We start from the raw sequence: 12,408 nt of genomic DNA on the forward strand, positions 1-12,408 counted from the left end.
TTTGCATTGCCAATGACCGAATTCCAGCGCCGATACCGAAGGGCATAAATCGCCCCTGAAATTTATTAATTGGCACTTTTGATCAACGACACCGAACCAAATACAATCGGACGCGGCGTTGGCTGAAGCGTAAATTGCAATGTCCATGCTTTGCACGTTTGCCCGATCCGCAAATCCGCCTGCCAACGCCCTCCCGGCAAAGCCGTGCTCTTGGTCGGCAGAATTTCACTGGCATCCGAACACCACAATTGAGGGGTCAGCGCGTTGCTGGTGTTGCCATCTTCATCCTTGGCCATCCACGTAATCCGGTAAATGCCGGACTCAACCATCGCAATCTGACTGGCCGCAACCATGGGCATTGGCGATACATTGCGCATCGTCAGGAATTTTCCGCCCGCCTTTTGACGCTGACCTTCAACGTTCAAATCGCCCGATGCCGGCACGCGCCAACGGAACGGCACGGTTTCCTCATAATCAGGACTATAGGCGTCAAAATTGCCATCCATGATGGCTCCGGCCGGCTTATCGTCGCAATGGTCGCGCCACAGGTTAAAGGCGTCATTGATCAGGCCACTGCGCGCCAAAGGTTCCACAACCTGAGCGATCTGCGCACAACCGACCTTCATTCCACTATCGGCAAGTCGGTGCAGCAGCCCCAGCCGATTGGCCAGACGCTGCCCCTCGAGCAATCTGGTACTGGCCACATAATCGCGCACCCATTCAGGCTGCGCCTTTATGCGCGCAATTAATGCATCGCCAAATTGCGGGTTGGCCTCAAAGGGTGCCGTCAGTTCCGCGTTCGACGCAAAACTGGGCCAGGTCCGCAACATCCCATCCAGACGCAAAGCCGCAATTGGGCCATCGTTCAGCGCCATCGCAGTTTGCATCCAGAAATATTGCGTGATCGGATCGCGCCAGCCCATTTTTCCGGCGGTCAGAAATACCTGATAGGCCTGTTCCCCCTGCCCCTTGCGGCTCAGTGCGGTGGCATAAAGTCCAAGGCGCCTTGGATCCAGCGGCACATTCCGTATCGCTTCACGCCCGTATTCAACGGCCGATGCATTATCATTTCGACCTAAAGCAGAACGCAGATCAGCAAGCTGCGCATTCACTCGCAGCGCAGAGGGTATCGCGGCAGGCAAAACCTTGCCGGCCGTTTCCCCCCTGTCGGCGCCGACAACCAGCGCCAACAGCGCATAAGCGCCAGCCAAAGTGGCCGCAGCCCATCGAACAGGTCTTGTTAACAAGGAACCATTCCCATCGTGCTCTGCGGTCGCCCCACTCTCATGGATCAACGCTGGCCGTAGCTGTACTGATACTGATAATATTCATAGCCATAGTAGGACGAATAGCGGCTGCCGCTCTTGAGCGGATCGAACTTCGTCAGCACGCCGCCCAAAATATTGGGACGCACCGCGCGCAGACGACGCAAGGACGTTTTCAACGCGCCATGCCGGCTGCGGTCGGATTCGACAATGAACACAACACCTTCAACGATTGCGGCAATCATCGGCGCGTCCGCGAGCCCCAGAACCGGCGGCGAGTCAATGATGATCACATCATAGACGGCTTTGGCTTCCTCCAACGCCTCACGCATACGCAGGCTCGACAAAAGTTCGGTCGGGCTGGGAGGGATGGGGCCGGAAGTCAGGAGCCACAAGGTCGATTGGGGCGCCTGCTGCGCCAGATCCGCCATGGTTGCGCGCGAAGTCAACACATCGGACAAGCCCTTTTGATTGTCATAATCGATATGTCGATGCTGTGACGGGCGACGCAAGTCAGCGTCAACCAGCAGAACCTTTTTGTCCATTCGCGCCAAAGTTCGCGCCATGGCATAGCTGCTGGTGGACTTACCTTCGGCTGGCTGCGCGCTGGTCACCATCATCAGCTGCGGCAAGCCCTTGGGTGTCGCAAAGAGCAGAGAGCCACGCAGCGAGTTATAGGCTTCGGATATCTGGGATTTGGGATCATCAAGATCCATGACCGGATTATCACCGCTGGACACCGGAACCACGCCCAGAAGCGGGATTGAAAGCTTACTCTCAATATCCTCGGGAATGCGCACTGAATCGTCAAACTGCTCCTTGATCAGCAGAATGGTGGTGGTCAGCACGATGCTGGCCGCCAAGCCGTACAGGAGGTTGCGCAAAATATCAGGCGAGCTGGGCCGCGAGGGAATCTGGGCAATATCGATCACCGAGATATTCGACGTGCTGATCCCTGCCGAAGCGTTCAGCTCTTTGTAGCGCTGGAGCAGGCCGTCGTAGAGTTGGCGGTTCGTTTCGACTTCATGCTGAAGCAAGTTATATTGAACAGAGCGATCCTGCTCATTGAGCGTATCGGCCTTGAGCCGATCAACCTGCGAATTGAGCTCGACCTCAGACTTGAGCGCAGCTTCATATTCCATCCGAACCGCGTTGCGCACGTTATTGGCCAGGGTCTGAATCTGGCTGTTGAGAGCCTGGACCTGGGCCTGTTTGGCCGCAACGGTGGGATAGCCATCAAGGTGACGCGCGCGCTCTTCTTCCAAAGCGGCCAATGCCGTCGCGCGCTGGGTCAGCAACGAAGAAACCGCGGCATTGGTCACGACTTCCGATGCGTTGAGCAGGGGGCCGGCGTTGATCGCGCGCCAACGCGATTCAGCGGCGATGCGACGGGCCTTTGCGTCATTGGCCGACTGGTTGAACTGATTAAGGCTGGCACCGATGACCGACGTGCTCTGCATGCCGGGCTGGCCGTTGGCCCCCGGCGTGGAGTTGCCCGAGTGAATCAACCCGGCCGAGCGCGCATAATCGTTGAGCGTACGTTCGGATTGTTCGAACTTGTCCTTCACCTGCACCAATTGCCGGGCGAGAAATTCGCGTGCATACCCCGAACTTTCAAACTTGCGCTGAAGGTTCGACTGAATAAATTCAGAAGCATAGGCATTGGCAATCTTTGCCGACAGCACAGGATCGGCCGATTCAATCGAAATCGTCGCAATTCGGCTGTCACGCGGAATCGTCACGTCGAGCGACTTCATCACGAGGCTGGCAGCCCCCAACGATGCCTGCGTACGTGTAGATCCCGCACGTGGCGGCTTTCCGCGCATGGCGGTATAGAATGCAGGGTTGTCCACCAATTTAAGCGCATCAACCACACGCAAGGCCAGAGATCGGCTTTTGAGAATGTCGACCTGCGTTTTCAGATAGCGGTCCGCATCCTGCATCGCGGCAGCATCTTCACCCTGACTTTCGTCATTATCCTTGGACAGCACGCGATTGGCGCCGCTGTTGATCTGGATCGTGCCGCGCGCGGTATAGATCGGCGTCTGCAACAAGGTTGCGGCTACTGATATAAGTATCGACCCGAAAAACAGCGACCCGACCAAGGTGAGATTGGCCCGCAACATCGCATAAATATAGCGAAAGTTCAGCCCCCCTCCCGTTTGGCCAAAGGGGTTTTCCTGTTCCGGATTTTCGGGTGCAGCAGCTGTAGACAAGGTCAAATTTCCTGATGCTTGTGCCTGATCCGACAACGGTTCAACGCGCTACGTTGTAATAGATATTGGCAAAGGGCGCCGCGGCGAGAACCTCATGCCAGGTTCCCTTCAGGGCGGAACGGCCCACCACAACCACATCTCCGGGCAGGATTTGCGGATCGGGATTTCGGCCATTGCGAATGTCTGACAGGTTAAAGCGAGCGCCTATACGCTTCTCGCCTCTTTCCCGGAAAAGGTAGATTTCGTTAAGCTTGGCATCCTTGGTCGGGCTGCCGGCCAAGGCGATGGCACCCAACAGCGTCATGCCCGGCGATGCTTCGAAACGGCCCGCTTTTTGCACCTCACCTTCAACGGTAAGGCCATATTTGGCGTGTTCCACAATGCTGATGGAAACCAGCGGGTTGCGAATATAGGAAACAGCCAAACGCTTTTCGATTTCCTCACGCACGGATTGGGTATTGCGCCCAACCACCGCAAATTCGCCCACCAGCGGCATCTGAACCCGGCCCGCGCCATCGACCCAATACTGCTCATTGCTCAGATCAGGTTCGCCCACGACACGGATCGCAAGCCTGTCTCCCGGCTGAATAGCGCCAGGATCAAAGCCATTCTCTGTGGCAGGGATCAACTGATACGCCGCATTGCCGGACGGGATGGCCGCATTCGGCCTCACCGTACCGCAACCAGCCAAAGAGAGCGCCAAAACGATCCCAATTGCGCGCCGTTCCACCATCTTCATACCTATATTTCCAATTCGGAACGAGTTGTCTTTTGTCGCGCACCACAAAGGATGATCGCAACCATCACCGCAAATATAGCTTCAACAGACATAGAGCGTAATGGATAATCGAACACTGAATGTGCTCCAATCAGGAACAGGCCCCAAAGCGCACACCAAATCTGCCATTTGCCGGGCCCAGAGGATTGGCGCAGACCCTTGACGGCCGCCCCGACCACGATCGCGACAATAACAGCCAAAATGACCAAGGCGGGAATACCACCCTCGAGATAGAGTTCCAGAAAGTCGCAATGCGCGCGATTGATGATGCGATAGCCAAGCCAATCAAGCCGTTCATCAAGTTGAAAAACAGGCTCAAACGTGCCCATCCCGGTGCCCCACGGAGAGTATTTATCAATCAGATAGAGCGTGTCTTTCCAGATTTCGGGCCGCAATTCGGTGGTGGTGGTAAAGCGGCTCAAGGCCAAACTGACCTTGGGAATGCTGCCGATCAGCGCCACCCCACCCGCGATGATCAACGCAAGCAACCCGGCGCCGACCGCCATGGCCCGGCGTGACATGCCCAGCGCGGGTCGCAAAAAGGCCAATTGAAGCAAAAGCGCGAAAGGCACCATCATCATGCCAAAGCGCGAACGCGTCAGCACCACAGCAAGCGCAAAGAGCAAGCCGATGGTTCCATTAAGGAGCAGAAAGCGCCAGCGACGGTTCGCTATCGCCGCCTTGGGATACAGTTCGCGAGTGATGCCGCCGACGCAGACGATCGCAATCAGAAAGATATCAGCCTGCCCGCTCCGATTGGATTGAAAACCGGAAAGAATGGCCGAATTCGGATTGTAGAACCGCAATGGATTGCCATCAGCACCCGATACCTGGACCGCACCAACCGCCAACGCCAGCAGAGACACCAGAACCAGAAGGATCAAAAGCAGCACCCGTCCCGATGAACGAAGCGAGGACGCCAGCAAAAGCATGATCGCGGCTGGCACAAGCGTCATCAGAACAGCCAAAGTTTCAAAAGGAAACAGGCTCAACGGACGCCAACTATTCGCAGCAGCCACCAATGTCAGGGACTCGCGCATCAATTCGCGCCCCGGCAAGGCCTGCCAAACCGCAGAAGGCAGCGGCACCAGTTGGAGAACCGGAACCGCAATGGCCAGAGCCGCGATCGCGTAAGCCGTCAGCGGCGGTGTTCCTTCATCGCGGGGCATGGCCATAAGCCAGACCATCGCGATTATAGCAACAATGGCCTGCACAACGCCCGCCAAAGCAGGGGCTGCGTCCCCGCCGCCCCCCGCCAGCAACAACACGAGGAAGCAGGCCGCCGCCAGAAATCCCGTTCGACCTTGATTAACGAGGAGGTTACGCACTGGCTACTCCCCGGTATCTGCACATGTCGGCGCGAAACACCCATTCGTCACAAAAGCCAACCGATATGGCAAACAGATTGCGCCAAAAAATCGCTGCACTTTGATACGATTAGCCATGAAAGGCGTCATAAATATTGCCACCTTCCACCGACGAAGGAATACCCGCAAAAGCACTTAGTGAATACACATATCGAGAAAACAAGTCCAGCATGACAGTGCCGTTCGCGCTGTCATAGTCATCGCATGCAACCCAATTTCCCGCTTAGCATTTGCCATTTTCGCCACCTTGGCACCCATGCAAATACGTATCCGACGCAGATCCGCCCTGTATCGCTCAAAAAGCCCGTGAATGGACAACCACCCGAATGGTCATCAACATGATCCAAATATCACGCCAGAGCGACCAGCCATGCAAATACTCAAGATCGGCATAGAGCCGCTGGGTCAGGTCGGTTTCGCAATCGGTCGCACCGCGATAGCCACGAACCTGAGCCAGCCCGGTCAATCCAGGCTTAAGCGCGTGTCGCTCCCAATAACGCGGGTCAACTTCCCAGAACAATTTCTTCCCCGCCAATGAACCTGTGGCATGTGGACGCGGGCCAACAAGGCTCATATCCCCACGCAAAACATTCAATAGCTGCGGTAATTCATCGATGCTGGTCGAACGGATGATCTTGCCCACCCGCGTAATACGCTTGTCATCCTTTGATGCCGATTGCGTACCATCACGCCCAACCCTGTTCACGCTCATGCTGCGAAATTTGAAAATCGGAAAAAAGCGGTTACCACGCCCAACGCGACGCTGAACAAAAAATACCGGACCGCCGTCTTCCAATTTGATGGCCAATGCGACCAACAGCAGAATGGGCGAAAGCAAAAGCAGCGCCGAACCAGCGACAAAGGCATCCAGCATCCGCTTCTGCAACCGATCGCGCAGCCCCATCGGACCTACTGAAACCAGCAGCAACCCGTGGCCATTGGCAATTCTTGCGCCTTGTGCCGAAAGTTCAAGCACAGTGTCATCCACCACTTCACCAGCGACATTGGCCCCCTTCAGGATGATCGACCAACAGGCGCGCCGCTCCGGTACCGAGCTGATCACAACACGGTCCGCATTGCGAATAATCATTCCGATACGATCAAGCGCGTTGGGGTCATCCAACGCGGGCGTCAGTGCAAAGCTCTGGGCCGATACGTGAAATGCGCCGGGCAGGGTAATATTGGGGCCGCCATCGTCGATAACCAACTGGTTGATCACCGAAACACCGCAACGCCAGCGCACCACACGCCGCATCAGCACGCGATTGACCAGTACAAAAAGAGCCGACAGCACAACGCCAATGGTGAACAAGCTGCGCGAATACTCCGCCGCAGAGCGGGCGTAGAACGTGATGAAGGTTACCGCAGCAACGGACACACCCAGCGCCAAAAGCGCCCGCGTCACACTATGGCTCGTGCTGCTCAAAGAATTGAGGGAATAGGCGTCATTGTACAGAGCAATGGACAGATAGACCGGCAAAACCAATTGCGGCAAAATAGTTGCCGATTCGGTTAAAGCGTCCTGGCGAAGATAACCGGCGCAAACAAACCCCGCAAAAATTGCCAGAATGTCACCCAGCATGAAGATGAGGTGGCATTGCAAGCGTCGTTGCTGCAACGAAGGCATCAACGGCATACGCAATGCTTTGGCTCTTGCCTTGGCTCGTTTCCGCAACGAACCGGAAACACGTGCTACTGGCGCGTTCATGCTTGCTCCACCCTGCTAATTTTGCCGCATCAACGTCGGTTCGAAAAAGGCGCAAGTCCTGTTAACTTCCGATCTGGCCACCCTTAGGTAAAAACCCTAACACGCCGCTGCATTGCAGCAAAATAAAAATTTGCTCAAACCTTGTTCAGATATCTAACGTCTCTGTAAATTGGTTCGGCAAACCGGCGTTTAGAAACGAGTTTTTGCGTAGCGAACTATTTCCGCCAATTCCTGGGCAAGCAGCAATTCAGCACTATGGTTATTCGCCATCAGGCTGCGATGAAGAACCATCAGTCGTTGGGCGAGTCGGGCCAAAGCCCGCCCCCGCCATATGCGCAATTGACGCGTAAGGTCCGGAACATCCTTGAAAAACACCCGACGCGATGCTTTTTCCGCCTCCATAAAGGCCGAAATATCCGCGTTGGTTCCCATGCGACTCGCCAACTGTGCCAATTGGGCAACGCGGCGCTCGAATGCCAGCAGCAGGCCGACCGGGTTCAACTCAAGCTCTGCCATTCGGCGAAGCTCCGCATTCAACTTGGCCGCATCCCCGCCCAGGACAACATTTACCAAAGTGGTAAAACCATCCTCTTCGGTCCGTGCGCCCACTGCCTCATAGGCTTCACGCGTGGCGGCACGCGGACGTTCCTGCGTCGCGTCCAGATAGAGCGCCAGTTTGGTAACTTCAGACGCCGCCAACCTTGTATCCAACCCTACCGCAGCTGCGATACGCTGGGCCAATTCGCGGTCCATTGGCACGCCGGCGGCATCGGCCAATTGGCGCACCGTGCCCGTTACCGACCCCAGATCGGGCGGATAGAACATCGCCACCAACGCATCCTCGCGCTTTTCCAGCAGCTTGGCCGTGCGCGACTTGTCGCTGGCATTGGCGGCCTGAATAATGACCGGACATGGCGCGACATCGCTGGATAGCAAGTTCTCAACCGCGTCATGCGCCTCGTCCCCGGAACAGCGCACCCAGATATGGCGCGTATCGCCAAACAGCGACGTCGATCGCGCCTCATCCCCCAACCGCACCGGATCGCGCTTCAATTCGGCGCCGGAAAATTCCACGCGTTCACCCGCATCGGGCAAGAGCGAGGCAATGCGAAAGGCCGCATCCTGAACGCTGGCATCATCGGTGCCGCAAAGAAAGAATATCCGCATGCTCTGCGCCGCTCTGGGCGCCATGGATGCGAAATCGCGCTGGGTGGCCTTCATCGCCTCGCGCGCAGCTTGACGGCCAGATTGGTGACGATGCGCCCGGCCACCACCTTGGTCAGGTTCTCCAGAGCGGTCTGTTCGGCCGCAACCGTGGCATATTCGGACGAGACCACGTCCAACCCCGCGTCCGATCCCGCCGTCGCGTCCAGCAGGATATCGCCGCTGGCCGCATCAACTAACTGATAGCGCGCGCGCAGAATGCGGCGTTCACGCCCCACCGTGTTGTTCGACAACAGGCCAAGGCCCAGCAGCTTGTCATCCAGCTTTACATCCAGACGATAGCGCGCCTCACCCGAGGCCGGTTCCGCCCCCAGCCGGTCGACCAGCGCATTATGCATCAGCCACCCGGCCTTGCCCTGAATGGGCGAGACCGAGATGGAGCCCAGCCCCTGCGCCACAGACGCCTGGCTCCCGCCCGCATAGAGCGGCTGCAAGGCGCAGCCCTGCAAGGCGGGAAGCAGGACAAGAGCACAAAGGGGCAGGAAGCGACGCATCATCAAAATACCAGATTCACGAGACGATCAGGCACCACGATCACTTTTTTGACCTCGGCGCCTTCAAGGATACGCTGCACATTGGCCGAAGCCAAGGCCAGCGCTTCCAATTCATCCTTGGGCAGGCCCTTGGCCACGGTGATCGTGTCGCGCAGCTTGCCCTTGACCTGGATCGCGATGGTCACCTCATCATCGACCAACAGCGCCGGATCGACCGCGGGCCATGCGGCGTCGGCAATCAGATCATCACCGATGCTTGCCCACGCTTCTTCGGCCAGATGCGGCATCATCGGCGCGATCAGCAGCAGGATCGCCTTGATCGCGGCGCTGCGGCTGGCGCTGGGCGCGGCCTTTTCGACCACACCCGTCAGTTCGTAGATGCGCGCCACGGCCTTGTTGAAGCTCAAAGCCTCAATGTCGGCGGCAATCGCATGGACGGCCTGATGGGTCTTGCGATCCACGGCCTTGTCCTCGCCGGTTGCGGCGGCGTCATATTGCGCGAACAGGCGCCACAAGCGCTGCACAAAACGCGCACAACCTTCGATCCCGGCTTCGCTCCACGGTAGATCGCGTTCCGGCGGGCTGTCGGACAGCATGAACCAGCGGATCGCGTCGGCGCCATAGGTGGCGACAATTTCGTCGGGGTCCACCACGTTCTTCTTGGACTTCGACATCTTGATGACGCGGCCGATTTCGACCGGGCCTCCATCGGCCTTCAAAGTCGCGCCTTCGCCGGTGCGGGTGATGTCGCTGGGCGCATACCAGATCGGCTGGCCGTTCGACGGATCGACACGGCTATAGGTCTCATGCGTCACCATCCCCTGCGTAAACAGGCTGGCAAACGGCTCCTTCACATCGATCTTGCCGATGCGGGCCAGAGCGCGGGTCCAGAAACGGGCATAGAGCAGGTGGAGGATCGCATGTTCGATCCCGCCGATATATTGCCCCACCGGCAGCCAGCGGGCAATTTCCGCCGGATCGAACGGCGCATCATCGGGCTGGCTGGCAAAGCGCAGGAAGTACCACGAGCTGTCGACGAATGTGTCGAGCGTGTCCGTCTCGCGCCGCGCGGCATGGCCGCATTGCGGGCAATCGACATGCTTCCACGTGGGATGGCGATCCAGCGGGTTGCCGGGAACGTCAAAGGTCACATCCTCGGGCAGGGTGACGGGCAGGTGCTTCTTGGGCACCGGCACCACGCCGCAAACCTCGCAATGGATGAAGGGGATCGGCGTGCCCCAATAGCGCTGGCGCGAAACGCCCCAGTCGCGCAGGCGCCAAACGGTCTTGCCCTCGCCCCAGCCTTCGGCCTCGGCCTTGGCGATGACGGCGGCCTTGGCGGCTTCGACTTCCATGCCATCGAGGAAGCGCGAATTCACCAGAGTGCCCGCGCCCGTATAGGCTTCATTGCCCTCGAAAACGGGCGCGGTGTTGTCGCCATCGGCCACCACGCGCGTCACGGGCAGGCCATATTTGCGGGCAAAATCAATATCGCGCTGATCATGCGCGGGGCAGCCGAAGACCGCGCCCGTACCATAATCCATCAGCACGAAATTGGCGATATAGACCGGCAGCGTCCAACCATCATCAAGCGGATGCAACACTTCAAACCCGGTGTCGAAGCCCAGCTTCTCAGCGGTTTCAAGTTCAGCAGCGGTGGTGCCACCCTGCTTGCATTTGTCGATGAACCCAGCCACCTCGGGCGATTGCTTGGCAAGAGCCTGTGCAACCGGGTGATCCGCCGCGATCGCTACAAAACTCGCACCGAACAACGTATCCGGGCGGGTCGAGTAGACCTCAATATCGTCCGTGAACGGAGGCATCGGCTTGAACCGGAACTGTAAGCCCTGCGACTTGCCGATCCAGTTTTCCTGCATCAGCTTCACCTTTTCCGGCCAATGCTCAAGGCTCGAAAGCCCCTCCAGCAATTCGTCGGCAAAGTCAGTGATCTTCAAAAACCACTGGTTCAACTTGCGCTTTTCCACCAGCGCGCCCGAGCGCCAGCCGCGCCCGTCGATCACCTGTTCATTGGCCAGCACGGTGTTGTCGACCGGGTCCCAGTTGACCGTCGATTCCTTGCGGTAAACCAGTCCGGCGGCGTACAGGTCGAGGAACAGCGACTGCTCCTGCCCATAATATTCCGGCTCACAGGTGGCGATCTCGCGGCTCCAGTCGAGCGCAAAGCCAAGGCGCTTCAACTGCGCCTTCATGTTGGCGATATTGTCGCGGGTCCATCCGCCGGGGTGAACGCCCTTTTCCATCGCGGCATTTTCAGCCGGCATGCCGAACGCGTCCCAGCCCATCGGATGCAGCACTTCAAAGCCCTGCATCTTTTTATAGCGGGCCAGAACGTCGCCCATCGTGTAATTGCGCACGTGGCCGATATGGATGCGCCCCGATGGATAGGGGAACATTTCCAAGACGTAAGAACGCGGCTTGGCGCTCTTGTCATCGGCCCGGAAGCTCTGCTTCTCGTCCCACACGCGCTGCCACTTGCCATCGGCAACACTGGAATCGAAACGCTCACTCATTGCAAATACCCTTTATGCCTGCTGGCCCTTTATACCAGAAAGCCTCCCGGCTTGCCGATATGGGGGCAAGGCAGGAGGCAAACGGTCAGAATTGAAGTTTACTTGATCAGCGTGGCCTGACGCAGGTCGCGCGCCTTGGTCAGAATAACGTCTTCAAGCCGCTGTACCGTGGCGGCCGCCACCGGCGCATCGGCCCAGAAACCATCCTTGGAAACCTGACGCGAAGCCGTCACGCGCAACGCGTCCGAACGCAGATCCTTGTCCAGAATCGCGATGGTCAGCTTCATACGCTCACCCGGATTCGACGGATTCGAATACCAGTCAGTCACGATCACGCCGCTGTTCGCATCGCTTTGCAGCAGAGGCATAAAGGACACCGATTCCAGCGCCGCACGCCACAGATAGGCATTCACGCCAATCGTCGTCAAATTCGAAGGCGGCAGCATAACCGTGCTGCGGGTCACGCGGTGATGTTTGATATGGATCGGATTATGCACGCGCATACCGCCGATCTTGCACCCGCCCAGCGCCAACAGGGCCAGAGCGACCGCGCCCCCACGCAGCATCGGGCTGATAAACTTACGGGCAGGAGCCTTGCTGGCCATCATCGGTTCTGCACTTTCCGTCTCAAAAACCCAAAATGCTTGGGCCCCAAAAAAACTGGTCATCGCCGCCCGGTCCGCTCATTACGCGCGCAACGAATGGCAAGTCTCTATAACCGCCAAAAAGCGCGCGACAAGGGGCGATGGGCAATGTCTTTTCATGGCCGGTGACGGGGTGAACCTTGGCTGAACATTCAAACGCCGTGCAGCCAAGGTTCAGCAT

Annotated in this window: 10 protein-coding genes; 1 reads left to right on the forward strand and 9 read right to left on the reverse strand. The window is 57.9% G+C overall.

The features are described 5' to 3' along the window. Positions 1 to 65 precede the first annotated feature (65 nt). From ACZ9HU_RS14100 to ACZ9HU_RS14140, 9 genes are all read right to left on the reverse strand, one after another. A complete protein-coding gene (locus tag ACZ9HU_RS14100; protein ID WP_476105862.1) occupies positions 66 to 1,022 on the reverse strand; it encodes a hypothetical protein in 957 nt (318 codons plus the stop codon). Positions 1,023 to 1,291: 269 nt separating this feature from the next. Next, positions 1,292 to 3,481: a GumC family protein gene (locus ACZ9HU_RS14105; protein ID WP_476105863.1), complete on the reverse strand. Its 2,190-nt coding sequence runs from the start codon at positions 3,479 to 3,481 to the stop codon at positions 1,292 to 1,294. 40 nt (positions 3,482 to 3,521) lie between these two features. Beyond that, the gene (locus ACZ9HU_RS14110) at positions 3,522 to 4,220 is read right to left on the reverse strand and encodes a polysaccharide biosynthesis/export family protein (protein ID WP_476105864.1); all 699 of its coding nucleotides are present in this window, start codon (positions 4,218 to 4,220) and stop codon (positions 3,522 to 3,524) included. Between the two features lie 2 nt (positions 4,221 to 4,222). Next, positions 4,223 to 5,299 (reverse strand): O-antigen ligase family protein, encoded by a 1,077-nt coding sequence (locus ACZ9HU_RS14115; protein WP_476105865.1) that lies wholly within the window; start codon positions 5,297 to 5,299, stop codon positions 4,223 to 4,225. A gap of 622 nt (positions 5,300 to 5,921) precedes the next feature. Next, positions 5,922 to 7,208 carry a sugar transferase gene (locus tag ACZ9HU_RS14120; RefSeq protein WP_476105866.1) on the reverse strand — a complete coding sequence of 429 codons (1,287 nt, stop codon included), beginning with the start codon at positions 7,206 to 7,208 and terminating at the stop codon, positions 5,922 to 5,924. A gap of 315 nt (positions 7,209 to 7,523) precedes the next feature. Continuing rightward, positions 7,524 to 8,555, reverse strand: a complete 1,032-nt coding sequence (holA, locus tag ACZ9HU_RS14125; RefSeq protein WP_476105867.1) for a DNA polymerase III subunit delta — start codon at positions 8,553 to 8,555, stop codon at positions 7,524 to 7,526. Beyond that, positions 8,552 to 9,052 (reverse strand): LPS assembly lipoprotein LptE, encoded by a 501-nt coding sequence (lptE, locus tag ACZ9HU_RS14130; RefSeq protein ID WP_476105954.1) that lies wholly within the window; start codon positions 9,050 to 9,052, stop codon positions 8,552 to 8,554. Before lptE ends, holA begins: the two co-directional genes overlap by 4 nt. Before the next feature lie 2 nt (positions 9,053 to 9,054). Next, a complete protein-coding gene (leuS, locus tag ACZ9HU_RS14135) occupies positions 9,055 to 11,583 on the reverse strand; it encodes a leucine--tRNA ligase (protein WP_476105868.1) in 2,529 nt (842 codons plus the stop codon). A 98-nt stretch (positions 11,584 to 11,681) separates the two neighbouring features. Next, a complete protein-coding gene (locus tag ACZ9HU_RS14140) occupies positions 11,682 to 12,191 on the reverse strand; it encodes a DUF3576 domain-containing protein (RefSeq protein WP_476105869.1) in 510 nt (169 codons plus the stop codon). Here ACZ9HU_RS14140 and ACZ9HU_RS14145 point away from each other — a divergent pair. Beyond that, entirely contained in the window at positions 12,178 to 12,375 is a 198-nt protein-coding gene (locus ACZ9HU_RS14145) for a hypothetical protein (RefSeq protein ID WP_476105870.1), read from the forward strand. The genes ACZ9HU_RS14140 and ACZ9HU_RS14145 overlap by 14 nt on opposite strands. Positions 12,376 to 12,408 lie beyond the last annotated feature (33 nt).

Source organism: Novosphingobium sp. Sphag1I (genome assembly GCF_056279125.1).

What these genes read in the sequence shown, in the direction of transcription:
- ACZ9HU_RS14110 (WP_476105864.1), bottom strand. Translation starts at nt 4,220, where the DNA reads ATGAAGATGGTGGAACGGCGCGCAATTGGGATCGTTTTGGCGCTCTCT.
- ACZ9HU_RS14115 (WP_476105865.1), bottom strand. Translation starts at nt 5,299, where the DNA reads ATGCGCGAGTCCCTGACATTGGTGGCTGCTGCGAATAGTTGGCGTCCG.
- ACZ9HU_RS14120 (WP_476105866.1), bottom strand. Translation starts at nt 7,208, where the DNA reads ATGCTGGGTGACATTCTGGCAATTTTTGCGGGGTTTGTTTGCGCCGGT.
- holA (WP_476105867.1), bottom strand. Translation starts at nt 8,555, where the DNA reads ATGAAGGCCACCCAGCGCGATTTCGCATCCATGGCGCCCAGAGCGGCG.
- lptE (WP_476105954.1), bottom strand. Translation starts at nt 9,052, where the DNA reads ATGCGTCGCTTCCTGCCCCTTTGTGCTCTTGTCCTGCTTCCCGCCTTG.
- leuS (WP_476105868.1), bottom strand. Translation starts at nt 11,583, where the DNA reads ATGAGTGAGCGTTTCGATTCCAGTGTTGCCGATGGCAAGTGGCAGCGC.
- ACZ9HU_RS14140 (WP_476105869.1), bottom strand. Translation starts at nt 12,191, where the DNA reads ATGATGGCCAGCAAGGCTCCTGCCCGTAAGTTTATCAGCCCGATGCTG.